Raw genomic sequence first — 23678 nt, forward strand, 5'->3', positions numbered from 1 at the left:
TATGGTCGACACAGTTGGCGCCGATGCCTGGCAGCGCGCGCACGCCTTGCTCCTGGCCAAGGAGCGGCACCTGGAGCAGGTGAAGGTTCGCCATGCCCAGGGCGTGGCCACCCGGGCCGAACTGGCCGCCCTGCAGGCGGAGACGGAGCAACTGCGCGAAGCAGCCAACGAGCTGTTCAACGCGGTCTTCCGCTTCTACGAAGCGTGAGGATGCCGGGCGCGGCTATCCTCGCAGGCCTGATGCGCTGCGAAGACATTGCCTCCCACCCCGACTTCCGGCCGCTGTCGAGCCTGGCCGGCGTCGCGGTGGAACTGCGCTACGCCGGCGTCAACAACTTCGTCGGCCGCAACCTGTACGGATCGCTCGATTGCGCCTGGCTGCACCACCTGGCGGCGGCGGGCCTGGAGCGTGCCACGGCCATGCTGGCGCGCGAGGCGCCGGGCCATCACCTGCTGATCCTCGACGCGCTGCGGCCGCACCGGGTTCAATTGGAGCTGTGGGATTTCCTGGAAGGGACCGACCTGCGCCAATACGTCGCCGACCCGGCGCGCGGCTCCATCCACTCCTTCGGCCTGGCCATCGACGCGACGCTGGTCGACGCCGCCGGCGAGGAACTCGACATGGGCAGCGGCTACGACGAGATGATCGAGCTGTCGCATCCGGTGCTCGAAGCCAGGCACCTGGCGAGCGGTGCGCTCACGCCGGAGCAGCACCGCAACCGCGAGCTCCTGCGGCGGGTGCTGCTGGCGAGCGGCTTCAACGGCATCAGCAACGAGTGGTGGCACTTCGACATGCTGGACCGCAGCCACGTGCGGCAGCACTTCACGCGCATCGACTGAGGCGCGGCCCAGCCGGCGGGGCTCAGGCGCGCGAGGCCTTCTCGAGATCGTGCAGGCCGGCGAGCAGGCGCTGCAGCTTGCCGTCGAAACCGTCGGACTGCTGCCACTGCCTGACCTTCGCCAGCAGTTCCTCCACGCTGGCCTCCTTCAGCGCGCCGATCTCGTCGGCCATCGCCAGCAGGTCCTCGACGGCCTGCGGGCCGCACTCCGCGCTGAATTCGGCCTGGTGCTGCCGCACGTGCGGCGCGAGGATCTCCAGCATGCGCCCGAGCTGGCTGCCGTAGCTGTAGCGGCCGGTGATGCGCTGCTCCGCCTGGACGTCGCGCGAGCCTGCGTAGTTCACGTTCACCAGGCCCACCTGGCCCACCGCCTCGCCCCAGGCCCGGATCCACTGCGAGACGTCACCGGACAGCGGCGCCTTCATCAGCGCCGTCGCCGAATCGAGCCAGGCGCGCTGGAAGGCGGCGAGACCGAACGGATCGGCCAGCGGAGGCACCGCCGTCTCGCTCTCGCCGTTCTGTCCCCGCGTTGCCGCTATCGCTTTCTGCATGGCACCTCTTTCCAACTTTCAGTACGGCAACGATGGCGCCAAAGTGCCGTGCCGGCGCGTCCCTCGGTGCCTGCGTTGTAAGCGCCTGTGACACCTTCTTCAACAGCTCGGCATCGCCCGCTAGACTGCACGCACATGGACCAACGTTTGCACTGCTCCTGAAGGTGAAGACGCCATGCTTGGGGCCCGCCGCCGTGCGGGCCCGATTTCTTTGGGGCGGGGAGAAGGCAGCCGCTACAAGCGTCAGAGGCAGGCGAGGATGACCGCCGCGACGGTGGAAGTGAGGCACAGCACGCCGATCGCCACCGAGCCGAGCCGGCACAGTGCGATCCATTCCTCGCGCTGCGGCGAGCGAGCCGAGAAATCTCCCCAGAGGTGGATGCCCGCCCGGGCGCCTGCCTCGCCGAGCGTTCGTTCGACCACCTGCATGACTGCGTTCATTGTCTGTGCGGCTCCGGGAGCCTTGGATTCACCGTGCAGCCACTGTCGCTTCGGCCGCAGGATCGCGCAAGTCCCCCCCTGTCAACATTGACAGTCCAGGTTCGCCGTCGGGCAGCGGCCTTGCGCCGCCCCCCAAGCGCCCCACATGCGGGGGATGACGCCCCTTTCCGTGCTCGACCTCTCCCCCATCGCCGAAGGCGGCGACGCCCGCCAGTCCTTCCGCAACACCGTCGACCTGGCCCGGCAGGCGGAGCAGCTCGGCTACCGGCGCTTCTGGCTGGCGGAGCATCACGGCATGCCGGGCATCGCGAGCGCGGCCACGGCGGTCCTGATCGGGCATGTGGCGGGCCACACCAGCACCATCCGCGTCGGCGCGGGCGGCATCATGCTGCCGAACCACTCGCCGCTGGTGATCGCGGAGCAGTTCGGCACGCTCGCCTCGCTCTATCCGGACCGCATCGACCTGGGGCTGGGCCGCGCGCCGGGGTCCGACCAGGCCACGGCGCGCGCCCTGCGCCGCAACCTGAGCGCCTCGGCCGACGAGTTCCCGCGCGACGTCGTGGAACTGATGGATTTCCTCTCCGACACGCCGCGCCAGTCGGTGCAGGCCGTGCCGGGCCGCGGCACGCGCGTGCCGGTCTGGATCCTCGGCTCCAGCCTGTTCGGCGCCCAGCTCGCCGCCATGCTCGGACTGCCCTATGCGTTCGCTTCGCACTTCGCGCCGGCGCAGATGATGGACGCCATCACGCTGTACCGCGCGAACTTCCAGCCCTCGGAGCAACTGGCCAGGCCGTACGTGATGCTCGGATTCAACGTCTTCGCCGCCGACTCGCAGGAAGAAGCGGCGCTGCTCGCCAGCTCGATGCAGCAGGCCTTCGTCAAGCTGCGCAGCGGCCGCCCCGGCAGGCTGCCGCCGCCCGTGCCCGGCTATCCCGGCACGCTGGGCCCGCAGGAACGCGCGATGCTGGACCAGGTCCTGTCCTGCACCGCGATCGGCGACGGCGACAGCGTGCGCGCGCAGATGGAGGCGTTCGCGCAGCGCACCGGCGCCGACGAACTGATGATCACCTCGCAGATCTTCGACCCGCAGGCCAGGCTGCGTTCCTACGCGCTCGCCGGGGCCGCGCTGCGGGCGTGAAGCGCGCGCGGGCGCGGCTCCGTATACTGCCTCGCCTATGAACGAGCCCTCCTCGTACACGCCTCCGGCCGTCTGGGCCTGGAACAAGGAAAGCGGCGGCAAGTTCGCCAGCATCAACCGCCCGGTGTCGGGTGCCACGCACGACAGGGAACTGCCGGTGGGGCGCCATCCGCTGCAGCTGTATTCGCTGGGCACGCCCAACGGCGTGAAGGTCACGGTGATGCTGGAGGAGCTGCTGGCCCTCGGGCACGCGGGCGCCGAATACGACGCCTGGCTGATCCCGATCCAGGAAGGCGCGCAGTTCGGCAGCGGCTTCGTCGCCGTCAACCCCAACTCCAAGATTCCGGCGCTGCTCGATCGCAGCGGGACCACGCCCGTGCGCGTGTTCGAGTCCGGCGCGATCCTGCTGCACCTGGCCGAGAAGTTCGGCGCCTTCCTGCCGCAAGGCGGTGCGCAGCGCGCCGAATGCCTTTCGTGGCTGTTCTGGCAGATGGGCAGCGCGCCCTTCCTCGGCGGCGGCTTCGGGCACTTCTATGCCTACGCGCCGACGAAGATCGAATACGCGATCGACCGCTATGCGATGGAGGTCAAGCGGCAGCTCGATGTGCTCGATCGCCGGCTGGCCGAGCACCGCTACATCGCGGGCGACGAATACACCGTTGCCGACATGGCGATCTGGCCCTGGTATGGCGCGCTGGCGAAGGGCCAGTTGTACAGCGCCGGCGAGTTCCTGCAGGTGCAGGGGTACCGCAACGTGCTGCGCTGGACGGACGAGATCGCCCAGCGTCCCGCCGCCCGGCGCGGCCGCATGGTCAACCGCACCTGGGGCGAGCCGGCGAGCCAGTTGCACGAGCGGCACGAGGCCAGCGACTTCGACACGAAGACCCAGGACAAGCTGGCGCCCGGCGCCTGACGCACAGGCTGTACCCATGCTCACGCTCTACGACTGTTCCACCGCCCCGAGCCCGCGCCGCGCCCGCATCCTGCTGGCCGAAAAAGGCGTGCCCTTCGAGACCGTCGCCATCGACCTGCGCAAGGGCGAGCAATTCGGCGCCGACTTCCGCGCGGTGAATCCGCAATGCACGGTGCCGGCGCTGCGCACCGAGGAAGGCCCGGTGCTCACCGACAACGCCGCGATCGCCGCCTACCTCGAGGCGCGCCAGCCCGAACCGGCGCTGCTCGGTCGCACGCCGATCGAGAAGGCGGAGGTCGCGAGCTGGCACTGGCGCGCCGAGTTCGAGGGCCTCATGGCGGTGGCCGAAGCGCTGCGCAATGCGTCGCCCGCGATGGTGAACCGGGCGCTGCCCGGCCCCAATGACTACCCGCAGATCCCCGAGCTCGCCCAGCGCGGGCTGGCCCGGGCGCAGCAGTTCTTCGCCGCGCTCGACGAGCGCCTGCAGGACCGCGACTTCATTGCGTCCGGCGCCTTCAGCCTCGCGGACATCACGGCGGTGGTGGCCGTGGACTTCGCGCGGGTGGTGAAGCTCAAGCCGGCGGAGCAGTTCGCCAACCTGCGGCGCTGGCGCGAGCGGCTGGCGCAGCGGCCCTCGATCGGAGCCTGAGCTCCATGGCAGCGGGTCGCAAGCGAGCCTACTTGCGGCCCCGGGCGGGACGCTCGTACTTGCGCCAGTACTGGAACTCCTCCTCGTGCACCTCGAGGTCCAGTTCGCTGATGCGCGCCTGCAGCCGCTCCTGCACGTCGAACACGGCGCGGTTGTAGATCGCCGGCCCGATCTCTTCGAGCAGGAAGCCGAGGAGGCCCATGGCGGCGACGTTGCCGATCGGCTCCTCCATGTTCTCGCGGAAATAGCGCTCGATGGAAGCGATGGCCTGCGCCGTCGCCTCCTTGCTCAGTGAGATGGTCATGGGCTGGTCGTGGTGCGGACGGCGTGGCGCTGCGTCGTCCGCTGGCTGGGGAGCATGGGCGGGGTCGATGGCATGGTGCGCCTCCGGGGGTGGTGGGCCGATGGTCTGCCGATCAGGTCGTCGCCACCGGCGTTTCCTGCGGATTGTTCGGCGGCCCCGGGCCCTCCGTCCGGTCCGGGAAGTAACGCTCGGCAAGCATGGCCGCGCAAATGTGCTGCCCGAAGAAGCGCAACTTCTCGCCGCGGGCCAGCGCCTTCAGCGCCAGCTCCGCCCGCAGCGCATCCCGCTTGCTCGGGTACTCGCGGGCGGCCAAAATGCGCAGCGGAGGCCGGGCGCGCGTGAACCGCGCGCCGCGCCCGAACAGGTGCTGCAGGAACCGCCGTTCGACATCACGCGCGATGCCGGCGTAGTACACGCCGCCTTCGCATTCGAGCAGGTAGAGCCAGTACGGTGGCGCGGCGGGCGCCGCAAGGTCCGTGGGTTCGGGCATGCGGCATTGTGCCCAGGGCCGGGGAGTCAGCGTCCGAGCAGCCGCTGCAGCCAGCTGCGCCGCTCGGTCACGAGCAGCCAGTAGCCGTCTCCCAGGCCGTAGCGCCCGGCGCCGGGTTCCTGCGTGATGCGCGCCAGCACCGCATTGATGTCGCGGTACGGGTAGCTGTCCGGCATCTTCCGGCGCAATTCGCGCAGGTTCTTCGCCACCGCATGGCCTTGCGGCACGCCGTCCATGAACTGCACCAGGCACAAGACCATGGCGTGACTCCTCCGCCTCTCGTCGAGCGCGCGAGTCTAGTCCCGCGATACCTTGGACAGGCTTACACGGGGCATCATGCGTTTGCGCGATGCCTGTGCACGGCGCTGCCTATGGACGTCGAACACGTCCAGCCGCTGCCGCGGTGATCCGCGCCTCGGCGTCCTCGCAGACCTCACGCACGATCGCCGCGGCCGGCGCGATGGCGTGGATCAGGCCGGCGGCCTCGCCGAACCAGACGCCGGTGTTGTCGGCGTCGCCCGCTTCCCCGGCCGCGCGGTAAGGCACGGCCTCCGTCGCCGCCACGCGCGCAAGCTCCTCCTCGCGGCCATGCCAGCGCTCCGTGAATGCATTGCGGCGCACGCGCGCCGTGAACGGCTCGGGCCAGGGCAGTTGCCGCACCACGTCCGGCACGCGGGTGCGCAAGGTGCCGTCGCCGCCGGTCTGCAGGATCGCCTGCTGGTGCCCGGCCGGCACCAGCGCTTCCCGCGCCGCCCAGAAGCGCGTGCCCATGAGGACGCCGTCGGCGCCCAGCATCAGCGCCGCCGCGAGGCCGCGGCCATCGGCGATGCCGCCGGCCGCCAGCAGCAGGACATCGGGTGCATGGCGCGCCAGGTGATCGGCGACCTCGGGCACCAGCGTCAGCGTGCCGCGCGAGGCGCCATGGCCGCCCGCTTCGCTGCCCTGGGCGACGACGATGTCGGCGCCGGCTTCCACGGCGTCCTGCACATGGCGCAGCGTCTGGCACTGGCAGATCAGGCGCGCGCCGGCCGCACGGATGGCGGGCGCGAACGGCCGCGGATCGCCGAACGAGAGCATCACCGCAGCGGGCCGGTGCCCCAGCACGCCTTCCAGCAGGGAGGGCGTGCGCGCCAGCGACCAGGTGATGAAGCCCACGCCGACCCGCTCACCGGCCGCCGCGGCGAACTGCGCAGCCAGCCATTCGGCGTCGCCGTAGCCGCCGCCGATCAGGCCCAGCCCACCCGCACGCGTCACCGCGGCGGCGAGTGCGCCGCCGGCCGCGAAGGCCATGGGCGCGGAAACGACGGGACGGGCAATCTGCAGGGTTTCGGTCAGGCGGGTGGTCAGTACGGGCATGGCGCTTCGCTCGTGCAGGGAGGAAGCGCCAGTCTAGGCCGGGGCCTACTCGGCGTCTTCCGCCGGCAGCGCGGACTCGGGGCTGTTCTGGCCGACCCAGCCTTCGCCGGGCCGCCACACCCCCGTCGCCTGCAGGCGCTGCACGCAGCGTCCTCCGGGGCCCACCTGCTGCCGCTGCTGCGCCTGCGAGCACACGCGCAACAGCCATTCGCGTCGCTCCCGTCGCACCTCGCGCTCGTGATGGTTCATCTCCGCCCCTTTCTTGCTGGTCCTGAATTTGATCCCTGCGGCGTCCGGGCGTTGGCGGTCAACGCCCCCGGCGCCCGTAGGTACGAAACCGGACACATGGAAGGAAATGACGGCGGGTGCTGCAAGCGCGGCGTGCTGCATGATGCAGGGATGAGGAACCAGACCGCGCATCGCATCCGCGGCGCCGCCACGCTGGCGCGTCCCGGCTGGGTCTGGGCGGCGGCGGTGGTGATGAACGCGCCGGCGGTGGGCGCCGCGGCGCTGCTGGGATGGTTCGCCTGGACCGCGGATGCGCCCGGCCTCACGGCCGTGGCGGGCATCCTGTTCGGCCTGGTGCTGTTCTGGGCGATCCTGGTGACGCAGGACTCGTGGCGGGTGCTGCGCCGGTTCAACCGGCGCTACGGCAGCCCGGATGCCTCAGGAGCGTGACCCGGCCGGCGCGCCCTGCGCCAGCTGCGACGCCTTCGTGACGTCGTAGGCACCGAACTGCTGCTGCGGCGTGCGCGTTTCCGGCAGCACGTAGACATAGGCGCCGTACTTCACGACCGTGGGGCGCAGCACGCTGTTGTAGAACTGCGGCGGCACGTTGACGCAGCCGTTGGAGATGCGGTTGTCGTCCACCTCCGGCGTGGCCATGCGCTCGGCGCGGCGTTCCTCTTCCTTCACCTTGCGCATCCGGTGCATCGAGACCGCCGCGTTGTAGTCGATCCAGATGATGTCGTCGTTGTGGTTGTTCTTCGCCGGGATGGCGAGGAAGCGGCCGGCCGGCGTGGTCTTCTCTTCTTCCTTGATCTGCGACAGCGGCTTGTTGCCGATGCCCGGCGCGCTGTCGTCGCCCACTGCCTTGCCCAGCAGGACGGGCGCATCGCTCTTGAGCTTGCCCTTGGGGTCGAAGACGTAGAGCCGCGCGTTCTTCTTGTCGATCACGACGAAGGCCTTCTTCTTGTTGTTGTGGGTGTAGGAGACCCAGTTCGCCACGTGCACGACGTCCGGCGCCGCCTCACGCGAGCCGAAGTCGGCCAGCGGGCCCGGCTTGAGGTCCGCCGGGTCCTTCTTCTTCGCGGCGGTCTTGCCGGATTTCTTCGTCTTCGCCGCCGCCTTGCTGCTGCCCTTGCTGGCAGCGGCCTTGGGCTTGGCGGCCTTCTTGCCGGACGCACTGCTGGCCGAAGCGTGCGCCTTGGTCGCGGCCAGGGTCGGCGGGGCGTGCAGGGCCGAGGCGACCAGCAAGGCGGCGCCCAGCACCACGGGCAGGAAGGCCGGTTTTCGATGCGGTTCTGGCAGGCTGTGCATGTCGGTTCGAATACGTTGCTGTGACTGCCTGCAGGGTAGGGCAACGCCGCCGAGCACCGGGTGCGCCGATGGCGGCAGGCCCTGTAGGAAGGGCACGGGCCGGCGGCGCTCGCGCCACAATGCTGCGACCATGCATCGCCGCCTTGCCCTTTGCAGCCTCGCCTGCTGGCCGCTTGCGCCCGTCCTCGCGCAGGACGAAGCCGCACGTCCGCGCCAGAAGATTTCGGCGGCGACGCTGTACGACGCCCTGTCGGCGCGCTTCCCCGTCCGCTTCACCGTGGGCGGCTTGCTGCAGGCGCAGATCAGCGCGCCGCGCCTGCTGCTGCTGCCGGCGCGCAACCAGCTCGGTGCGGCCCTGCGGGCGGAGTTCACCGGCCTGCAGCTCGCGCAGGCGCAGGCCGGCGAGATGGACCTGGTGTTCGCGCTGCGCTACGAAGCATCCGACCGCACGCTGCGCGCGCGCGACCCGCAGATCCTGGAGCTGCGCTGGCCCGGCCTGCCGCCGGAGACGGCGCAGGCGCTGCAAGGCGTGATGCCGGCGATCGGCGGCCAGCTCGGAGACGTGGTGCTGCACCGCTTCACCGCCCGCGAACTCGCGCTGCCCGAAACGATGGGTTTCGCGCCGCAGGAGATCCGGGTCCTCGATGATGGCCTGCTGGTCCTGTTCGGTCCGAAGCCGCCGAGCCGCTGAGGCCACCATGGCGCACCCTTCGACTGCCTTCCTGCGCGCGGCCTGCTGGCTTGCCGCGCTCTGGCTCCTCGCCACCACCGGCGCGGCATGGGCTGCCGCGCCGCACATGGAGCTGGAGGTGGAGCTCGATCCGCCGACGCGGCGGCTGCACGCGATCGCCCGGCTCACCAGCGAGCGCGTGCCCGAGCTCGCGCTGCATCCACGGCTGGCCATCGCGCGGGCCACGGTCGATGGCGTCGCGATCGATCCCGCGCAATTGCGCCGCACCGCGGCCGGCGAGCATCGCTACGCTTTCGAGTACGCCGGCACCTTGCCGCCCCTGCCGGCGCGCCAGGCGCAGTCGGCCAACCCGGCTTCCTTCTATGCGGCGCCGGAAGGCAGCTACCTCGCGCCGGAGGCCCGCTGGTACCCCGACCCGGGCGTGCCCTTCACCTACGCCTTGAAGCTCACGCTGCCGGCCGGCCAGAAGGGCCTGGTGCCGGGTCGCCAGCTGCGCGCCTCGGAGAACGCGGGCCGGTGGAGCGCCGAGTACGGCTTCGAGCATCCGGCCGAAGGCATCTGGCTGATGGCAGGCCCCTACCAGGTGGCGCAGCAGGCCGTGACGCTCGAGGGTGGCGGCGTCGTCACCGTGCGCACCTGGTTCCCGCCGGAGCTGGCCGAACTGGCGCCGGGCTACCTGCAGGACAGCGCCCGCTACCTGCAGCGTTACAGCCGTGCGATCGGCGCCTACCCCTTCGGCGACTTCAGCGTCGTCTCCAGTCCCCTCTCGCACGGCCTGGGCATCCCGAGCCTGACCTACCTCGGGCGCGACGTGCTGCGGCTGCCCTTCATCCGCGCCACCTCGCTCGGACACGAGGTGCTGCACAACTGGTGGGGCAACGGCGTGGTGCCGGACTGGGCCCGCGGCAACTGGTCGGAGGGGCTCACCACCTTCGGCGCCGACTACGCGTTCCGCGAGGACCAGGGTGCGGACGCGGCGCGCGGCATGCGGCTGGAATGGCTGCGCGACCTGCTCGCCGTGGCGCCCGCCAGCGAAACGGCCGTGGCCGGCTTCACCTCGCGCTCGCATGGCATCTCCTCGGTGATCGGCTATGCCAAGCCCGCCATGGTCTTCGTGATGCTGCGCGACGCGATCGGCCCGGCCGCCTTCGAGCAGGGACTGCGCGCCTTCTGGCAGCAGCAGCGCTTTCGCACCGCCGGCTGGAAGGAGCTGGCGCAGGCCTTCTCGCAGGCCAGCGGCCGCGACCTGGCGCCCTTCTTCGCCCAGTGGACGCAACGCGCCGACTCGCCCACGCTGTCGCTCGCCGCGGCCGGCCAAGGCCGCTTCAAGGTGCTGCAGCAGGGCGAGCCCTTCGACCTGCTGGTGCCGCTGCGGGTGCAGCTCGCTTCCGGCGCCACGCGCGACGTGAGCGTGCCGGTGCGCGAACGCGAGACGGTGGTCGACCTGGCGGCCCGCGGCATCGCCGACGCCGTGGCAGTCACGCTCGATCCGGACCTGCGCCTGTGGCGCCGGCTCGATCCCGCCACGGTGCCGCCCATCCTGCGCGAGACCTTCATCGCGCCGCAGGCGCAACTGCACGTGGCGGCCAGCGGCAAGGAGTGGAGTGCCGCGGCAACGCTCCTGGCGGAGCGTGCGCTCGATGCGCAGCCGGTGCTGGTGGGCGCCGAAGCGCTGGCCAGCGGCAGGGAGCCGGCGCTGGTGGCCGGCGACGGTGCCGGGATCGCGCAGGTGCTGGCGCAACTGGGACTGGGCAGCGTGCCCGAGCTTCTTTCCCGACCGGGCAGCGCGCGGGCCTGGGCGGCGCGCGCCGCCAACGGCAAGCCCCTGGTGTTCCTGCAGGCCGAATCGCCCGCGGCCCTGGCCGCGATGCAGCGCTCGCTGCCGCACTACGGGCGCCAGAGCTGGCTGGTGTTCCAGGAAGCACGGGTGACGGCGCAAGGCGCCTGGCCGGCGGCGGTGCCGCCGCTGGCGCTGCGGTGAGCGCGACTCAGCTGGTCGCGCCGGTCAGCACGCCCGCCAGCTCGCGCGCCGATTTCGCCGTCGCCCCCTTGCCGGTGATCGCCACCGCCGGTGCATGCCGCAGCATGCGCTCGAACACGGCGCGCACTTCGTCCTGCGTGACGTCTTCGATCAAGGCGATCGTTTCCTCGGGCGTGCCGATGGCGCCGCGCACGAACAGGTCTTCGACCGCGCGCTCCATCGCGGCATAGGTGCGCTCGGAAGAGCGCACGCGCGAGACGGCGAGCTGGTTCTTCGCCCGCTCCAGGTGCACCGGGTCGATGGCGCCGGCGTGGCCGCGCAGCAGCTCGCCGGTGGCCGCCATGAGCTGCTGCAGCTTGTCGGGCGTGGTGATCGCGTGGACGATGAAGTTGAACCAGGCGTCGCCGCTTTCCGACGTGGAGTGCGCCGTGTACGCCAGCCCCATGCGTTCGCGCACCGTGTCGGTCAGCGGTGCCGACATGCCGCCGCCGAACAGGATGGTGGCCAGCGAGGCGGCGACGCGCCAGCGCTGCTGCGCCATCGCTTCTCCCGCCGGCGGCGCCACCGGATACGCCACGTTGAGGAACACCTGCGACACGCGGCTGAAGCGCTGCCCCACCGCGCTGCCGACGTACTTCGGCGCCACCACCGCAGCGGGCGCGCTCGCCTCGCCGGTGCGGGGCATGCCGGCGAACAGGCGTTCGGCCAGCGCGAAGAAGGCGTCGAGCTCGAAGTTGCCGGCGGCCGCGACGACCGTGTTCCCGGCGTGGTAGTGCGACTGCACGTGCTGCACGAGGTCGTCGCGCGTGAAGCGTTCGATGTTCTCCACCGTGCCGATCACCGGCATGCCCATCGGATGGCTGCCCCAGATCGCCCGGTCCAGCAGTTCGCTGGAGGTTTCCTGCGGGTCCTCGGCGTATTCGATCGCCTCCTGCCGGATCACGTCGAGCTCGCGCCGGAGTTCGACCTCGGGGAAGGTGCTGTTCAGGACGATGTCCGCGATCATTTCGAGGAACTGCGGCACGTGGCGGGCCAGGCCGCTCATGAAGTAGCCGGTCGTGTCCTTGCTCGTGAAGGCGTTGACGTCGGCACCGAGCCGTTCCGCATCGAGGTTGATGGCCTGCACCGAGCGCGTCGCCGTGCCCTTGAAGGCCATGTGCTCCAGCACGTGGCTGATGCCGTTGCAGGACAGCGATTCGTCGCGCGAGCCGACGCGCAGGAACACGCCCACGCTGGCGCTCTGCACGTGCGGGACGGGAACGGCCAGCAGGCGCACGCCGTTGGCGAGCGTGTGCAGCACGGGGGCGCCGGCGGCAGCGTCGCCGGGCTGGGGATGGAGTTGGGGATGCTGGGACAAGACAGGACGATTGTGCTGGAAAGACACGGCTCAGCGGGCCGGTGCGCGCTGGCCTTCGAAGTAGGGCAGCAGCGCTTTCGCCGCCTCGATGCGCAGGGGCAGCTCGATGGCGCGGTCGTTCATCACCGCCAGCAGGAAGCCGCGCGGATCCTGCGCTTGCGCGGCGGCTGCCGTCGCGGCCGCGGCCGCAGGTTCGGCCAGCGCGCGCTCCAGGTCGGCCAGGCTCATGCATTGCAGGCGCGACAGCAGTTCGGCCTGCGCGTCGCTGCCGGGCGGCAGGTCCAGCCAGGGCTCGTCGACGAACAGGGCCGCGAGGTCCGGCGCAACGAAGGCCGACCAGCGATCCTCGCCCTGCTCCGCCGGCGGCATGCCGGTGATCTCCGGCGCCGCCGCCGCAGCGGGACTGGTGCGCAGGCGGTCGTGCGGCACGTCGGCCAGGTAGCGCCTGCGCAAAGTCTCGAGGAAGGCCAGCGCGTGCTGCACGGGCACCGGCTGCGCGACCGAGAACCAGAGCTGGTAGCCGCTGCCGGAGACGGCGATGCCGGGTGCGGGCAGTTGCAGGTCCACCTGCACGCCGTGCCACACGCGCGCGAGCTGCTCCCAGGCGGCGGCACCGGCAAGTTCGAGGACCAGGGCGCGCACGGCACCTTCGGCCGGTGCGGGATAGAGACGTTGAAGCTCGGCTTGGAGTCGGTTCATGGATTTCCACTCTACCCTGCGCCTGCGGGAGCACGAAAGGACTACGACACGACCGGGCACAATCGCTGCTTTTCAAGCAGTAGCCGGAGACAACGATGCGCTTCCCGTCCCGCCGTGCGGTCCTCGCCGCGGCCGCCCTCCTCACCCTTCCCTTCGCCGCCACGCTGGGCCATGCGCAGGCCTGGCCCGACAACAAGCCGATCAGGATCGTGGTGGGCTTCGCCCCCGGCGGCTTCACCGACGTGCTGGCGCGCCTGATCGGGCAGAAGCTCTCCGAGCGCCTGGGCACACCAGTGGTAGTGGAGAACAAGCCCGGCGCCGCCGGCACGCTGGGTGCCGACCTCGTCGCCAAGAGCAAGCCCGATGGCTACACGCTGCTGCTGGCGCACAGCAACTCGAACTCGGTGGCGCCGGCGCTGTATCCCAAGCTGCCGTACAACATCATCTCGGACTTCACGCCGATCATCCCGGTGGCCAACACGCCGCTGCTGCTGACGGTGCATCCCAGCGTGCCGGCGAAGAACGTGCAGGAGTTCATCGCGCTGGCGAAGAGCAAGCCGGGCGGCCTGCGCTTCGCGTCCTCGGGTGGCGGCAGTGCGCAGCACCTGGCGGCCGAGCGCTTCCAGCTCGCCACCGGCACACAGATGACGCACATCCCCTACAAGGGCAGCGGCCAGGCCATCGTGGACCTGCTCTCGGGCCAGGTCGAACTGAACTTCGAGAGCCCGCCCAACGTGATGGCGCACGCCAAGGCCGGCAAGCTGCGCCTGCTGGCCATCACCAGCACCAAGCGCTCGCCCCTGCTGCCCGACGTGCCGACGATGGCCGAAGCCGGCGTGAAGAACGCCGAGATGCTGCAATGGTTCGCGGTGATGGGCCCGGCGAAGATGCCGGCCGACATCACGAAGCGCCTGAACACCGAGATCGCCGCCATCCTCAAGTCGCCCGACGTCGCCGGCAAGATCCACGAACAGGGCGGCGAGATCATGGGCAGCACGCCCGAGGAATTCGCGAAGTTCATCGCCAGCGACAGCGCCGCCTTCGCCAAGCTGGTCAAGGACGCGAACATCAAGCTGGATTGATCCCGCCGATGACGCTGAAGACCTCCGACCTCTGCGACGCCTGCGACGAAGCCCTGCCCTGCGCCCTGCCCTTTCGCGGCTGGGGCCAGCGGCGCGCCTTCGCGGGCGACATCCGCACGCTGCGCGTGCATGAAGACATCGCCCTGATGCGCGACATGGTGAACCAGCCCGGGCACGGGCAGGTGCTCGTGATCGACGGCGGCGGCTCGATGGCGCGCGCGATCTTCGGCGACGTGATGGCCGGCGTCGCCAGCCGCAACGGCTGGGCCGGCGTCGTGATCCACGGCGCCCTGCGCGACGGCCACGAGATCGACGGCATGGACATCGGCGTCAAGGCCCTGGGCACCGTGCCCAAGCGCGGCGAGCGCACCGGCGCCGGCGAGCGCGACGTGGCGGTCAGCTTCGGCGGCGTGACCTTCATCCCGGGCCGACGGCTGGTGGCCGACGACGACGGCGTGATCGTGCTGCCCGAAGGCGTGACCGAAGCCGACATCCGCATCGACGACGTGGTGGCGGCCACCGCCGCCTACGCCGCGGGACCGTCGAAGTGATGGCGCGCACGCTGTACCGGCGCATCGTGGATGCGCACACCGTGCGCGCGCTCGGCGACGGCGGCCAGATCCTGCTGTACGTGGACCGCCAGGTCCTCAACGAGTACACCAGCCCGCAGGCGTTCGCGGCGCTGCATGCGGCGAACCGCACGGTGTGGCGGCCGGCGTCCACCATCGCGGTGGTGGACCACGTCAATCCGACCACCCCCGAGCGCAACGCGAAGACGATGGTGATCGCCGACGCCGAGCGCTCGCTGCAGGTGAAGATGCTGGCCGGGAACTGCGCGCGCCACGGCATCGCCCTGTACGACATGCTCGATGCGCGCCAAGGCATCGAGCACATCGTCGCCAGCGAGCAGGGCCTGGTGCTGCCCGGCATGGTGATGGCCGCCGGCGACAGCCACACGACCACGCATGGAGCGATGGGCGCCCTGGGCTTCGGCATCGGCAGCAGCGAGATCGAGCACCTGCTGGCCACGCAGACGCTGGTCTACACGGTGCAGAAGGCCATGAACGTCGACGTGCGCGGGCGGCTGGGTTTCGGCGTCACGGCCAAGGACCTGGTGCTGGAACTGATTCGCCGCATCGGGGCGGACGGCGCCACCGGCCACGTCATCGAATACACCGGGGAGGCGATCCGCGCGCTCGGCGTCGGGGGCCGGCTGACCTTGTGCAACATGAGCGTGGAGGCAGCGGCGCGCGGCGCCATCGTCGCGCCCGACGACACGCTGTTCCAGTACCTGCACGGCCGCGCGCGCGTGCCGCAGGGCGCGCTGTGGGAGCAGGCGCTCGCGGCCTGGCGCGAACTGCGCAGCGACGAGGGCGCCGTGTTCGATCGCAGCGTCAGCCTGGATGCGTCCGCCATCGAGCCCATGGTGACCTGGGGGACCAGCCCGGACCAGGGCGCGACCATCGCCTCCGCCGTGCCGGACCCGGCCCAGGAAAGCGATGCGGTGAAGAAGCGCAGCGCGCTGCGCGCGCTGGAGTACATGGGCCTGCAGCCGGGTCAGCCGCTGGCCGGGTTGCCGATCAGCCACGCCTTCATCGGCTCGTGCACCAACAGCCGCATCGACGACCTGCGCGACGCCGCGCGCGTGCTGCGCGGCCGGCGCGTGGCGCCGGGCGTGCGCGCCCTGGCGGTGCCGGGCTCGACGCAGGTGCGTGCGCAGGCGGAGGCCGAGGGCATCGCGCAGGTGTTCCGCGAGGCCGGGTTCGAATGGCGCCAGGCCGGCTGCTCGATGTGCGTGGCCATGAACGACGACCACCTCGATGCAGGCGACCGCTGCGCCTCCAGCACCAACCGCAACTTCGAAGGACGGCAGGGCCCCGGCGCGCGCACCCACCTCATGAGCCCGGCCATGGTGGCCGCAGCGGCCGTGACGGGCGCGCTGACCGACGTGCGCAAGCTGCTGCCCTCCGACACCGTCATCGCCGCCCCTCCCGCCGTCATCCCCGCGAAGGCGGGGATCCAGGAGCATTGACATGGAGCCATTCCTGTCCCTCACCGGCGTCGCCGCCGCGCTGCCGATGGCGAACCTGGACACCGACCAGATCATGCCCAAGCAGTACCTGCGCGGCGTCGACCGCCATACGGGGCTGGCCGAGGGCTTCCTGCACGACCTGCGCTTCGCGGCGCCAGGGGTTCCACGTCCGGAGTTCGTCTTGAATCGCTCGCCATGGACGCAGGCGAAGATCCTGGTGACCGGCCCCAACTACGGCTGCGGCTCGAGCCGCGAGCACGCGGTGTGGGGCATGCGCCAGCTCGGGCTGGCGTGCGTGATCGGCAGCAGCTTCGGCGGGATCTTCGCCGACAACTGCACCCGCAACGGCGTCCCCGCGATCAGCTTGCCGCTGGCGGAAGTCGAGCGCCTGATGGCGCTGGCGAACGATCCGGCGCGCTGCGAGATGACGGTCGACCTGGAGCAGCAGCGGATCGTGACGCCCGGCGACGGCGGCAGCCTGCCCTTCGCCTTCGATCCGCTGAAGAAGCACATGCTGCTCAAGGGCCTCGATGCGGTCGGGCTGACGATGGAGCACGCGCAGGACATCCGCGCCTTCGAGCAGGACTACCTGCGCACCCGGCCCTGGCTCGCCTGATCGGCCGATCAGGGCAGCAGCAGGAACGCGGCGGCGCCGTGGCCGGGCTGATCGAACCCGAGGCCGAAGTCGACCACCGTCACGATGGCGGCGGCCAAGGCAAGGAGGGTGGCGGCGATGTAGCGGCTCATGGGATGTCCCCTGTACTGGCGGCGGGAGGCGAGGTCCATGGCAGCACTGTAGGAATGAGGTCGCCGGCCAGATGTGCGTTTACGCACCGGCGTGGCCACCAGCCGGCGCGCAATGAGAACAGCGTCACGCTTGCGGGATGAAAAAAGGCCGGCGCATCCGCGCCGGCCCCGTCGATCCCCGCCGCACGCCGTCAGTTGTGGTCCTTCTTGGCCTTCCTGACGTGCTTCTTCTTGTCGTTCTTCGCCACCTTGGTGGCCTTGCCATGGTCCTGCGAGCCGGTCATGCCGGCGTGCGTATCGGCCCCGCCCCCCGCGTTCGCGGAGGTTCCGACGCCCGTGCCCGTGCCGGTCGCGCCCATAGTGGTGCTGCCCGTCATGGGCGCGTTGCCCGGCGTCGTGGCCGTGCCACTGGTGGTCACGCCGGCACCGGTGCTGGTGGAAGCGCCACCCGCGGTATTGCCGGGGCCTGCACCCATGCTGCTGGTCGCGCTGCTGTCCGCCGCGCTGCCGCTGCCGGCGCCCGCGCCCTGCGCCAGGGCCACGCCACCGAATGCCAGCGCGGCCGCGGCCGCCAGCGCGGAAAGGGTTCGAGAGCTCGCTTTCATTGGAAGATCCTTCCTGTGTCTCTTGCTGTGTGGGTCTTTGCGCCGGCGCATGCCAGCACGGATGAACAGTGGGGTCGGCCGCGGAGCCTTTCAGGTCGTCGCAGCCCCGATGCGCATGTAGGAAGATCCGAAGCTGCGCTACGCAAAGGCCGGGCGCTCCATACTTGCGCCATGCTCACCGCCACCGAGGCATACCAGCAGGCCGCGCCGGGCGACAGCGTGATCGGCTGGAAGCTGGACCGCGCAGAGCGCGATCGACTGCTCGCGCAGTTTCCGCCGCGCTATGCCCGGCCGATCGCGGACCACGTCACCTTGCGCTCGCGCGTGAGCGAGCAGGCGGGACTTCCACCCACCACGGTCGGCGTGATCGTCGGCCGCAGCGACGACGGCACCGGCGTCGAGGCCATGGTGGTCCAGGTCGACGGCAGCGTGCAGCGCCCCGACGGCGGCACGTACCACATCACCTGGTCGCTGCAGGAAGGTCGCGAGGCGAAGGAGAGCAACGACGCCATCGCCGGGCACGGTTGGCGCGTGGTGGAGCCGCCCGTGCCGGTCCGGCTGCGGGCAGCGAGCTTTCCGCGCTCGTGAGCGCGACTCAGGTGTCGTGCTTGCCGCTGCGGTGGATGGCGGCGTCGGCGCGGTGCAGCACGCGCCGCGTGGCGGCGCCGAGCTTGTGCATGGCCTGCTTGAAGTCGCCGGCCAGCTGGTGCGCGGTCTGCCGGGCGGAAGAACCTGCCGCGCCGTTGTCGTGCGTGTCGGCCGCGAAGGCGGCGCCGCCGCAAGCCAGTGCCGCGGCAAGGAGGATGGCGGGAGCTTTCATGGGCATTCCTTCATTCAGTGCCTACCCCTTTCGAACGCCGCAGGCCCGGGTGACGCTGTCGGACGTCCTCCCGAAATGAAGCGGCTGGAAAAAAGCCAGAGGCGCCGGCCGCTGGCTGGAAAGGAGCTTGCAGCAAGAGGAGGTCAGTTGCGGTCCGCGCGCGCAGGGCGCGTGGGCGGGCTGCCCGAGTCCGAGGGAGTCATGCCTGCGCTGCTGCCGCTGTCCGCACCGCCGGCCGGCGGCATCGCGCCCGCGCCCGTGGTGGATCCCATCGTCGAAGAGCCGCTCGAGGCGTCCGCCCCGGCGCCGAGCGTGGTTCCTGCCGCATTCGATCCCGTGCCGGCCGTGCTGGAGCCCGCGCCGGCCGCGCCTGTATTCGCACTCGCGCCCGCACCCAGCGTGCCCGTACCCGCACGCATTCCGGCGCTACCCGCGCCGGTGGAGCCCGCAGCCGCACCGGTACCCGCACCCGGACCGCCGCCCGCCGACGCCGCGCCCGAAGTGGCGGCGCCGCCCGCGCCTGCCGCACCGCCGGACTGTGCAATGGCCATGCTGCCGAGGCCGAGGACCGCCGCAGCGGCCAGGGTGGTCACCGTGTACTTCATTGCTTTCATCGCATTTCCTTCCGATCGGTTGTCGCCCGCCGCGATCGCTCGCGACGGCACTGCCATCTTGGGAAGGCCTTCGCCATGCCACGTGCGCGTCCTTCGTGGCGCGCCGTCGGCCGGCACCCGCCAGGCGCGTAGGAAAATCCGAAGCCGAGCCAGGCAGACGGCGCTCGCGCGGGCCTCCTGGCTTATGCTGCACGCCCATGAGCCTCAGGTTCGACGTCGAGCATCGGGACGGCTATTCCGTTGTCCGTGTCGAGGGCGCGCCGTCGCTCGGCCAGTTCCTGTCCTTCCTCCACCTCATCGCCGTGGAGACCACGAGCTGGAACTCGCGGCGCGCGCTGTTCGACTTGCGCGGCGTCCAGACCCTGACCAGCTTCACCGAGCACTACGCCATCGGCGAAGAAGCTGCGCGGCAGCTTTCGCACCTGCACCGCGTCGCCTCGCTGGTGGAGCCGGGCCGCATCACGCGTGCGAGCGAGAAGACGGCGCAGCGCTCGGGCATGAACCTCGTCGTGTTCACCGACGAGGCCGCTGCCATCGCCTGGCTGACCGCCTGAGCAGCGGCTTCAGGCGGCCAGCGCGGCGCGCTGCACGCGGTCCCACGTCAGCGGCATCTCGCGCACGCGCACGCCCACCGCATCGAACACGGCGTTGCCGATCGCTGCGGCCAGCGGCCCATGCGTCGGTTCGCCGGCGCCCAGGGATTTCTCCTGCGGCCGGTCCAGCAGTGCGATCTCGACGGCGGGCACTTCGGAGAAGCGCAGGATGGGATAGGCGCCCCAGCGGTCGCTGGTCACGCGCGTGCGGTCGAACTGCACCGCTTCCTTGAGCACCCAGCTCACGGTCTGGATCGCGCCGCCTTCGAGCTGGTTCTTCACGCCGTCGGCATGGACCACGCGGCCGACGTCGACCGCCAGCCAGACCCGGCGCACGCGGATGTCCTGCTGCACCTCGACCTGCGCGACGGCCGCGCACCAGGCGCCGTTGTTCTTGTAGCGCGCGAAGCCCAGGCCCCAGCCCTCGCCTTCGGTCTTGGCGCGCTGGCGCCAGTGGGCCATCGCCGCGACCTGCTCCAGCACGGCGCGGCTGCGCGGATCCTGCAGGTGGCGCAGGCGGAAATCGAGCGGGTCGGCGCCCAGTTCCGCCGCGATCTCGTCGAGGAAGCATTCGGCCGCGAACACGTTGCAGTGGGCGCCCAGCGAGCGCAGCGAGGACGTGCGCAGCGGCATGGTCAGCAGCCGGTGGTTGACGATGCGGTGCGTCGCGAAGCCGTACTCCGGAATGGAATTGCGCTCGGCGCCGGCGCCGGTGGCGACCGGCACGTTGATCGAGACCTGGGGCGGGAAGGCTTGCTGCAGCAGCGGCGCCGCATGGAACACCGGCACCGGCATCCGGCCCGGCCGCATGCTGTGCCCGTTGGACCAGATCTCGTGCTCCCAGGCGACGATGCGGCCTTGCGCATCGACACCGGCGCGCAGGTCGACGGCCATGACGGCACCGAAGGGTGAGCAGCACAGTTCGTCCTCGCGGGTCCAGCGGACCTGCACCGCGCGGCCGGGCACGGCGCGCGCGATCAACGCCGCGTCGACGGCAGCGTCGTCGGCGCCGTTGTGCCCGTAGCAGCCGGCGCCCGGCACGTGGCTGACGGTGATCGCCTGCGCCGGAATGCGCAGCAGCAGTGCCAGGTCCCGCTGCATCGGATACACGCCCTGCGCGTGCGTCCAGACCTCGACGTTGCCATTCGCGTCCCAGCGCGCCAGGCCACAGGAAGGGCCGATCGATGCGTGCGCCAGGTAGGGACGCGCGTAGCTCGCCTGGAAGGTCCGCACGGGCGTCGGCGCCGGGTCCGCCGGCTTCTTCTCGTCGACCACGCTGGTTTCCACCGGCTGCGAGCGCAGGAAGGCCGGCAGGGCATCCATGTCCGGCAGGCTTTCGCGTTCGCTCCAGCGCGCCACCGCCTTGAGCTTGCGCAGGGCACGGTCCGCTTCGTGGTCGCCCTGCGCGATCACGCCGAGGAAGCTGCCGTCGCGCACCACCCGCACGACGCCGGGCAGCGCCTCGACGGCAGCGAGGTCCACGTCCAGCAGGCTGGCCGCCGGCGACGGAGGATGGGCGACGCGCGCGTACAGCATGCCGGGCAGCACGAGGTCGTGCAGGAAGGCCGGGCGGCCCAGCACCTTGTCGGGCAGGTCCAGGCGCGCGGGGGCCTCCGGCGCGTCCTGCGTCGGCGGCTTCGCCCGCGCACGGCCGCTGGCCTCGCGATCGAGCAGCGCCGGGTCCGCCAGTTCCCAGTAGCTGGTGCGCAGCGAGGGCACGCCGCGCACCGCGATCTCGCCGTCGCGCACCTGCAGGTCGTCGACCGCGACCTCCAGCCGCTGTGCCGCCGCGTGCAGGTAGATCTCGCGCGCCTCCGCGCAGACCTGCCGCAGCGCGCTGCCGGAGTCCTGCACCGACAGGCTGCCCGACGTGAAGCCTTCGTTGGGGGCGCCGGCGGTGCTGGCGCGCACCATCTCGATCCGGCCGGGCGCGACGTCGAGCTCCTGCGCCACGATGGCCGCCAGCGCGGTCGTGATGCCCTGGCCCAGTTCGACCTTGCCGCTGCGCACCTCGACCCGGCCCTCGCGAAGGATCGCCAACCACTGGGAGAGGCGCGGGTTGGCTTTCAGGCTGGTGGGCAGTTCGCCGGGGGGAGTGCCTTCGTGCGGCGCGCTCATGCCGTCGCTCCCGCCTGCGCCGCGCGCAGCACCGCGCGCACGATGCGGTTGTGCGCACCACAGCGGCACAGGTGCCTGTCCAGCGCCGCGCGCACCTCGGCCTCGCTGGGTTGCGGCACGCGCGCCAGCAGTTCGGTCGCGCTGACGAGGATGCCGGACAGGCAATAGCCGCACTGCCCGGCCTGCTCCTGCAGCAGGGCCTGCTGCAGCGCGCTCGGGCGGCCGTTCTCGGCCAGTCCTTCGACGGTGACGATCGCGCGACCCTGCACGGCAGCGACGGGCGTGTCGCAGGCCGGGACCGACACGCCATCGAGCAGCACGTGGCAGGCACCGCACTCGCCCGCGCCGCAGCCGAAGCGCGTGCCGACCAGGCCGAGGGCGTTGCGCAGCACGTCGAGAAGCGGCGTGTTTTCCTCCGCCTGCACGCTGCGGTCGCTGCCGTTGATGCGCAGGTGGAACGTCGTGGTCTGCATCGGCCAGGTCTCCTTTTTCCCGGACTCTACGTTCTTTCTTCCTCCCCCTCCGGAGGAGGGCCGGGGTGGGGGCACTCCCTCAGGGGGGAAGGGAAATCCGGGACGCGCGTATACTCGTCCTCGCTCCGGGGTGCGAGCGGCCGCAGGCCGCCTTCGCTGAGATGGCAACACCAAACCCGTGAACTTGAACCGGTTCGTACCGGCGTAAGAAGAGCTTGTCGGGCCAGGCCCTCCCTCAAGGGCCGCAAGCGTCCCGCCATCCCTCCGGAGCACTGCTCGTTCGCGAAAGGGATGGCCGCATGCAACTTCTCCTCCGTTATCTCCCCCGCACCGGCACGCGCCGATGAAGATCGGCATCGCCGGCGCCGGCCTGCTCGGGCGCCTGCTCGCGCAGCAGCTGGCGCGCGCCGGCCACGAGGTGCACGTGTTCGATCCGGCCGCGGACGCGCAGGCCCGCGGGGCGGCGGGGTGGACGGCGGCCGGCATGCTGAGCCCGGTGGCGGAGCTGGAATGCGCGGACGAGGACGTGTTCGCGCTGGGGGTGCGCTCGATCGAACTGTGGCCGCGGATCCTGGCGCAGCTCGAGGTCCCGGTGGAGTTCAGCCGCGAGGGGAGCCTGCTGGTGGCGCATCGGGGGGATGAGGGCGCTGCGCGCCGGGTGCTGGAGGTGCTCGAGGACAGGATGGGAGCTCTGGGTTCCCGCCTTCGCGGGAATGACGGAGGGGGCCGCGGGAATGACGGAGGGGGGCGCGGGAATGACGCTGAACCCATCCAGAGGCTCGAGGCCGGGCAGGTGCGCGAGCTCGAGCCCTCCGTCCGCGGGCCGGCGCATGCGTGGTTCATTCCGGGCGAAGGCCGCATCCACACCGTGCAGGCGATGCACGCGCTGGCCGCCGGCGCGCGCGACGTGCAGTGGCACTGGGGCCGCGCCATCGCTGCCGTGCATGCCGGCGAACTGCAGGCCGGCGAGGGCACGCAGCGTTTCGACCATGTGTTCGACGTGCGCGGCACCGGCGCGCGGCCGCAGTTGCCGGTGCGCGGCGTGCGCGGCGAGATCTTCTTCCTGCAGGCCCGCGGCCTGGAGCTGAAGCGGCCGGTGCGCCTGCTGCATCCGCGCCATCGCGTCTACCTGGTGCCGCGCGCGCCGGACCTGGTGGTGGTCGGCGCCAGCGAGATCGAGAGCGAGGACCGCTCGCCGGTCTCGCTGCGCAGCACCGTCGAACTGCTGGCCGCCGCCCACAGCGTGGTGCCCGAACTCGCCGAGGCGCGCATCGTGCACAGCGAAACCAACCTGCGCCCCGCCCTCCCCGACAACCTGCCGGTGCTGCACTCGCAGCCCGGCCTCACCCGCATCAACGGCCTGTTCCGCCACGGCTGGCTCATCGCGCCGGCCCTGGTGGAACGGGCCGTTGGCGCGATGACGAATGACGAATGACGTTATGAGCTGCCTGATCACTGTCAATGGCGAAGCGCGCAGCGTGGACGAGGCTTCGACGCTGGCCGACCTGGTCGCCGCGCTCGGCCAACCGCCCAACGCGCTGGCCACCGCCGTCAACGGCGAATTCGTGCCCCGTTCGGAGCGTGCCACCGTGCGCCTGCGCGAAGGCGACGCCGTCTTCACTTTCCAACCCATCACCGGAGGATGA

General features: G+C 71.1%; 32 protein-coding genes. 16 read left to right on the plus strand and 16 right to left on the minus strand.

The genetic code is table 11. The features are described from left to right. Position 1: 1 nt before the first annotated feature. Complete coding sequence (locus tag JI746_RS15555) at positions 2-208, plus strand: hypothetical protein (RefSeq protein ID WP_201690716.1); 207 nt, start codon at positions 2-4, stop codon at positions 206-208. 32 nt (positions 209-240) lie between these two features. Beyond that, positions 241-840: a M15 family metallopeptidase gene (locus JI746_RS15560; RefSeq protein WP_236599869.1), complete on the plus strand. Its 600-nt coding sequence runs from the start codon at positions 241-243 to the stop codon at positions 838-840. Positions 841-862: 22 nt separating this feature from the next. Here JI746_RS15560 and JI746_RS15565 read toward each other — a convergent pair whose 3' ends face one another. After that, positions 863-1390: a hypothetical protein gene (locus JI746_RS15565; RefSeq protein ID WP_201690718.1), complete on the minus strand. Its 528-nt coding sequence runs from the start codon at positions 1388-1390 to the stop codon at positions 863-865. Between the two features lie 243 nt (positions 1391-1633). Further along, a complete protein-coding gene (locus tag JI746_RS15570) occupies positions 1634-1831 on the minus strand; it encodes a hypothetical protein (RefSeq protein ID WP_201690720.1) in 198 nt (65 codons plus the stop codon). A 154-nt stretch (positions 1832-1985) separates the two neighbouring features. Here JI746_RS15570 and JI746_RS15575 point away from each other — a divergent pair, with 154 nt between their 5' ends. The 3 genes from JI746_RS15575 to JI746_RS15585 are packed head-to-tail and all read left to right on the plus strand — an operon-like array spanning position 1986 to position 4531. After that, positions 1986-2969: an LLM class flavin-dependent oxidoreductase gene (locus JI746_RS15575; protein WP_201690721.1), complete on the plus strand. Its 984-nt coding sequence runs from the start codon at positions 1986-1988 to the stop codon at positions 2967-2969. A 37-nt stretch (positions 2970-3006) separates the two neighbouring features. Next, positions 3007-3882 (plus strand): glutathione-dependent disulfide-bond oxidoreductase, encoded by an 876-nt coding sequence (yghU, locus tag JI746_RS15580; RefSeq protein ID WP_201690723.1) that lies wholly within the window; start codon positions 3007-3009, stop codon positions 3880-3882. Positions 3883-3898: 16 nt separating this feature from the next. Then, positions 3899-4531, plus strand: coding sequence for a glutathione S-transferase family protein (locus JI746_RS15585; RefSeq protein ID WP_201690725.1), 633 nt, complete (start codon positions 3899-3901; stop codon positions 4529-4531). Positions 4532-4559: 28 nt separating this feature from the next. Here JI746_RS15585 and JI746_RS15590 read toward each other — a convergent pair whose 3' ends face one another. The 5 genes from JI746_RS15590 to JI746_RS15610 all read right to left on the minus strand — a co-directional run bounded on the left by JI746_RS15590 (position 4560) and on the right by JI746_RS15610 (position 6930). Next, complete coding sequence (locus tag JI746_RS15590) at positions 4560-4835, minus strand: DUF2164 domain-containing protein (protein ID WP_201690727.1); 276 nt, start codon at positions 4833-4835, stop codon at positions 4560-4562. A 112-nt stretch (positions 4836-4947) separates the two neighbouring features. Further along, positions 4948-5325, minus strand: coding sequence for a GIY-YIG nuclease family protein (locus JI746_RS15595; protein ID WP_201690729.1), 378 nt, complete (start codon positions 5323-5325; stop codon positions 4948-4950). Positions 5326-5351: 26 nt separating this feature from the next. Next, positions 5352-5585: a hypothetical protein gene (locus JI746_RS15600; RefSeq protein ID WP_201690730.1), complete on the minus strand. Its 234-nt coding sequence runs from the start codon at positions 5583-5585 to the stop codon at positions 5352-5354. A 109-nt stretch (positions 5586-5694) separates the two neighbouring features. After that, entirely contained in the window at positions 5695-6681 is a 987-nt protein-coding gene (locus tag JI746_RS15605; RefSeq protein WP_201690732.1) for an NAD(P)H-dependent flavin oxidoreductase, read from the minus strand. 45 nt (positions 6682-6726) lie between these two features. Further along, positions 6727-6930, minus strand: a complete 204-nt coding sequence (locus JI746_RS15610) for a hypothetical protein (RefSeq protein WP_201690734.1) — start codon at positions 6928-6930, stop codon at positions 6727-6729. 150 nt (positions 6931-7080) lie between these two features. Between JI746_RS15610 and JI746_RS15615 the strand changes: the two genes are divergently transcribed. Next, positions 7081-7359 carry a hypothetical protein gene (locus tag JI746_RS15615; protein ID WP_201690736.1) on the plus strand — a complete coding sequence of 93 codons (279 nt, stop codon included), beginning with the start codon at positions 7081-7083 and terminating at the stop codon, positions 7357-7359. Here the strand turns inward: JI746_RS15615 and JI746_RS15620 are convergent. Next, a complete protein-coding gene (locus JI746_RS15620) occupies positions 7348-8220 on the minus strand; it encodes a L,D-transpeptidase (RefSeq protein ID WP_201690738.1) in 873 nt (290 codons plus the stop codon). The two genes, JI746_RS15615 and JI746_RS15620, sit on opposite strands and share 12 nt — an antisense overlap. Positions 8221-8350: 130 nt before the next feature. Between JI746_RS15620 and JI746_RS15625 the strand changes: the two genes are divergently transcribed. Next, positions 8351-8911 carry a DUF1439 domain-containing protein gene (locus JI746_RS15625; protein ID WP_201690740.1) on the plus strand — a complete coding sequence of 187 codons (561 nt, stop codon included), beginning with the start codon at positions 8351-8353 and terminating at the stop codon, positions 8909-8911. 7 nt (positions 8912-8918) lie between these two features. Continuing rightward, positions 8919-10892 carry a M1 family metallopeptidase gene (locus JI746_RS15630; RefSeq protein ID WP_201690742.1) on the plus strand — a complete coding sequence of 658 codons (1974 nt, stop codon included), beginning with the start codon at positions 8919-8921 and terminating at the stop codon, positions 10890-10892. Positions 10893-10899: 7 nt separating this feature from the next. Here JI746_RS15630 and JI746_RS15635 read toward each other — a convergent pair whose 3' ends face one another. Continuing rightward, on the minus strand, positions 10900-12249 hold the full coding sequence (locus JI746_RS15635) for a M16 family metallopeptidase (protein WP_408004105.1): 1350 nt from the start codon (positions 12247-12249) through the stop codon (positions 10900-10902). A 30-nt stretch (positions 12250-12279) separates the two neighbouring features. Beyond that, the gene (locus tag JI746_RS15640) at positions 12280-12948 is read right to left on the minus strand and encodes a hypothetical protein (protein WP_201690744.1); all 669 of its coding nucleotides are present in this window, start codon (positions 12946-12948) and stop codon (positions 12280-12282) included. 95 nt (positions 12949-13043) lie between these two features. Between JI746_RS15640 and JI746_RS15645 the strand changes: the two genes are divergently transcribed. Genes JI746_RS15645 through leuD form a run of 4 tightly spaced genes read left to right on the plus strand, consistent with a single transcriptional unit; the run spans position 13044 to position 16678 of the window. Beyond that, positions 13044-14030, plus strand: a complete 987-nt coding sequence (locus tag JI746_RS15645; protein ID WP_201690746.1) for a Bug family tripartite tricarboxylate transporter substrate binding protein — start codon at positions 13044-13046, stop codon at positions 14028-14030. Positions 14031-14038: 8 nt separating this feature from the next. Further along, positions 14039-14581 carry a ribonuclease E activity regulator RraA gene (rraA, locus tag JI746_RS15650; RefSeq protein ID WP_201690748.1) on the plus strand — a complete coding sequence of 181 codons (543 nt, stop codon included), beginning with the start codon at positions 14039-14041 and terminating at the stop codon, positions 14579-14581. Beyond that, positions 14581-16062 (plus strand): 3-isopropylmalate dehydratase large subunit, encoded by a 1482-nt coding sequence (gene leuC / locus JI746_RS15655; protein ID WP_236599870.1) that lies wholly within the window; start codon positions 14581-14583, stop codon positions 16060-16062. Before rraA ends, leuC begins: the two co-directional genes overlap by 1 nt. Before the next feature lies 1 nt (position 16063). Further along, on the plus strand, positions 16064-16678 hold the full coding sequence (leuD, locus tag JI746_RS15660; RefSeq protein WP_201690752.1) for a 3-isopropylmalate dehydratase small subunit: 615 nt from the start codon (positions 16064-16066) through the stop codon (positions 16676-16678). Positions 16679-16686: 8 nt separating this feature from the next. Here the strand turns inward: leuD and JI746_RS15665 are convergent, their stop codons facing one another. After that, positions 16687-16848, minus strand: coding sequence for a hypothetical protein (locus tag JI746_RS15665; RefSeq protein WP_201690753.1), 162 nt, complete (start codon positions 16846-16848; stop codon positions 16687-16689). Positions 16849-17000: 152 nt separating this feature from the next. Further along, positions 17001-17414, minus strand: a complete 414-nt coding sequence (locus JI746_RS15670) for a hypothetical protein (protein ID WP_201690754.1) — start codon at positions 17412-17414, stop codon at positions 17001-17003. A gap of 171 nt (positions 17415-17585) precedes the next feature. On the opposite strand from JI746_RS15670, the gene JI746_RS15675 reads away from it, so the two are divergent. Beyond that, positions 17586-18002 (plus strand): hypothetical protein, encoded by a 417-nt coding sequence (locus JI746_RS15675; protein ID WP_201690755.1) that lies wholly within the window; start codon positions 17586-17588, stop codon positions 18000-18002. Between the two features lie 7 nt (positions 18003-18009). Here JI746_RS15675 and JI746_RS15680 read toward each other — a convergent pair whose 3' ends face one another. Then, positions 18010-18234, minus strand: coding sequence for a hypothetical protein (locus tag JI746_RS15680; RefSeq protein ID WP_201690756.1), 225 nt, complete (start codon positions 18232-18234; stop codon positions 18010-18012). Positions 18235-18377: 143 nt separating this feature from the next. Further along, entirely contained in the window at positions 18378-18848 is a 471-nt protein-coding gene (locus tag JI746_RS15685; RefSeq protein ID WP_236599871.1) for a hypothetical protein, read from the minus strand. A 197-nt stretch (positions 18849-19045) separates the two neighbouring features. Here JI746_RS15685 and JI746_RS15690 point away from each other — a divergent pair, with 197 nt between their 5' ends. After that, positions 19046-19402: an STAS/SEC14 domain-containing protein gene (locus JI746_RS15690; RefSeq protein WP_201690758.1), complete on the plus strand. Its 357-nt coding sequence runs from the start codon at positions 19046-19048 to the stop codon at positions 19400-19402. A 9-nt stretch (positions 19403-19411) separates the two neighbouring features. Here JI746_RS15690 and JI746_RS15695 read toward each other — a convergent pair whose 3' ends face one another. Further along, positions 19412-21559, minus strand: coding sequence for a xanthine dehydrogenase family protein molybdopterin-binding subunit (locus tag JI746_RS15695; RefSeq protein ID WP_201690759.1), 2148 nt, complete (start codon positions 21557-21559; stop codon positions 19412-19414). Beyond that, positions 21556-22032, minus strand: coding sequence for a (2Fe-2S)-binding protein (locus tag JI746_RS15700; RefSeq protein WP_201690760.1), 477 nt, complete (start codon positions 22030-22032; stop codon positions 21556-21558). Before JI746_RS15700 ends, JI746_RS15695 begins: the two co-directional genes overlap by 4 nt. 343 nt (positions 22033-22375) lie before the next feature. Between JI746_RS15700 and JI746_RS15705 the strand changes: the two genes are divergently transcribed. Both JI746_RS15705 and thiS read left to right on the plus strand, forming a co-directional pair. Further along, positions 22376-23467 carry an FAD-dependent oxidoreductase gene (locus JI746_RS15705; protein ID WP_201690762.1) on the plus strand — a complete coding sequence of 364 codons (1092 nt, stop codon included), beginning with the start codon at positions 22376-22378 and terminating at the stop codon, positions 23465-23467. Further along, positions 23457-23678, plus strand: a complete 222-nt coding sequence (gene thiS, locus JI746_RS15710) for a sulfur carrier protein ThiS (RefSeq protein ID WP_201690763.1) — start codon at positions 23457-23459, stop codon at positions 23676-23678. Before JI746_RS15705 ends, thiS begins: the two co-directional genes overlap by 11 nt.

The organism is Ramlibacter alkalitolerans (assembly GCF_016722765.1).
GTDB classification, from domain to species: Bacteria; Pseudomonadota; Gammaproteobacteria; order Burkholderiales; family Burkholderiaceae_C; genus Ramlibacter; species Ramlibacter alkalitolerans.

Coding starts and splice junctions, on each gene's coding strand:
- leuD (WP_201690752.1), top strand. CDS start 16,064: ATGGAGCCATTCCTGTCCCTCACCGGCGTCGCCGCCGCGCTGCCGATG.
- JI746_RS15630 (WP_201690742.1), top strand. CDS start 8,919: ATGGCGCACCCTTCGACTGCCTTCCTGCGCGCGGCCTGCTGGCTTGCC.
- thiS (WP_201690763.1), top strand. CDS start 23,457: ATGACGAATGACGTTATGAGCTGCCTGATCACTGTCAATGGCGAAGCG.
- JI746_RS15615 (WP_201690736.1), top strand. CDS start 7,081: ATGAGGAACCAGACCGCGCATCGCATCCGCGGCGCCGCCACGCTGGCG.
- JI746_RS15640 (WP_201690744.1), bottom strand. CDS start 12,948: ATGAACCGACTCCAAGCCGAGCTTCAACGTCTCTATCCCGCACCGGCC.
- JI746_RS15600 (WP_201690730.1), bottom strand. CDS start 5,585: ATGGTCTTGTGCCTGGTGCAGTTCATGGACGGCGTGCCGCAAGGCCAT.
- JI746_RS15555 (WP_201690716.1), top strand. CDS start 2: ATGGTCGACACAGTTGGCGCCGATGCCTGGCAGCGCGCGCACGCCTTG.
- JI746_RS15575 (WP_201690721.1), top strand. CDS start 1,986: ATGACGCCCCTTTCCGTGCTCGACCTCTCCCCCATCGCCGAAGGCGGC.
- JI746_RS15610 (WP_201690734.1), bottom strand. CDS start 6,930: ATGAACCATCACGAGCGCGAGGTGCGACGGGAGCGACGCGAATGGCTG.
- JI746_RS15665 (WP_201690753.1), bottom strand. CDS start 16,848: ATGGACCTCGCCTCCCGCCGCCAGTACAGGGGACATCCCATGAGCCGC.
- JI746_RS15560 (WP_236599869.1), top strand. CDS start 241: ATGCGCTGCGAAGACATTGCCTCCCACCCCGACTTCCGGCCGCTGTCG.
- JI746_RS15585 (WP_201690725.1), top strand. CDS start 3,899: ATGCTCACGCTCTACGACTGTTCCACCGCCCCGAGCCCGCGCCGCGCC.
- JI746_RS15685 (WP_236599871.1), bottom strand. CDS start 18,848: ATGAAAGCAATGAAGTACACGGTGACCACCCTGGCCGCTGCGGCGGTC.
- JI746_RS15565 (WP_201690718.1), bottom strand. CDS start 1,390: ATGCAGAAAGCGATAGCGGCAACGCGGGGACAGAACGGCGAGAGCGAG.
- JI746_RS15590 (WP_201690727.1), bottom strand. CDS start 4,835: ATGACCATCTCACTGAGCAAGGAGGCGACGGCGCAGGCCATCGCTTCC.
- JI746_RS15595 (WP_201690729.1), bottom strand. CDS start 5,325: ATGCCCGAACCCACGGACCTTGCGGCGCCCGCCGCGCCACCGTACTGG.
- JI746_RS15695 (WP_201690759.1), bottom strand. CDS start 21,559: ATGAGCGCGCCGCACGAAGGCACTCCCCCCGGCGAACTGCCCACCAGC.
- JI746_RS15670 (WP_201690754.1), bottom strand. CDS start 17,414: ATGAAAGCGAGCTCTCGAACCCTTTCCGCGCTGGCGGCCGCGGCCGCG.
- JI746_RS15675 (WP_201690755.1), top strand. CDS start 17,586: ATGCTCACCGCCACCGAGGCATACCAGCAGGCCGCGCCGGGCGACAGC.
- yghU (WP_201690723.1), top strand. CDS start 3,007: ATGAACGAGCCCTCCTCGTACACGCCTCCGGCCGTCTGGGCCTGGAAC.
- JI746_RS15690 (WP_201690758.1), top strand. CDS start 19,046: ATGAGCCTCAGGTTCGACGTCGAGCATCGGGACGGCTATTCCGTTGTC.
- JI746_RS15620 (WP_201690738.1), bottom strand. CDS start 8,220: ATGCACAGCCTGCCAGAACCGCATCGAAAACCGGCCTTCCTGCCCGTG.
- JI746_RS15605 (WP_201690732.1), bottom strand. CDS start 6,681: ATGCCCGTACTGACCACCCGCCTGACCGAAACCCTGCAGATTGCCCGT.
- JI746_RS15645 (WP_201690746.1), top strand. CDS start 13,044: ATGCGCTTCCCGTCCCGCCGTGCGGTCCTCGCCGCGGCCGCCCTCCTC.
- JI746_RS15705 (WP_201690762.1), top strand. CDS start 22,376: ATGAAGATCGGCATCGCCGGCGCCGGCCTGCTCGGGCGCCTGCTCGCG.
- JI746_RS15700 (WP_201690760.1), bottom strand. CDS start 22,032: ATGCAGACCACGACGTTCCACCTGCGCATCAACGGCAGCGACCGCAGC.
- JI746_RS15570 (WP_201690720.1), bottom strand. CDS start 1,831: ATGAACGCAGTCATGCAGGTGGTCGAACGAACGCTCGGCGAGGCAGGC.
- leuC (WP_236599870.1), top strand. CDS start 14,581: ATGGCGCGCACGCTGTACCGGCGCATCGTGGATGCGCACACCGTGCGC.
- rraA (WP_201690748.1), top strand. CDS start 14,039: ATGACGCTGAAGACCTCCGACCTCTGCGACGCCTGCGACGAAGCCCTG.
- JI746_RS15625 (WP_201690740.1), top strand. CDS start 8,351: ATGCATCGCCGCCTTGCCCTTTGCAGCCTCGCCTGCTGGCCGCTTGCG.
- JI746_RS15680 (WP_201690756.1), bottom strand. CDS start 18,234: ATGAAAGCTCCCGCCATCCTCCTTGCCGCGGCACTGGCTTGCGGCGGC.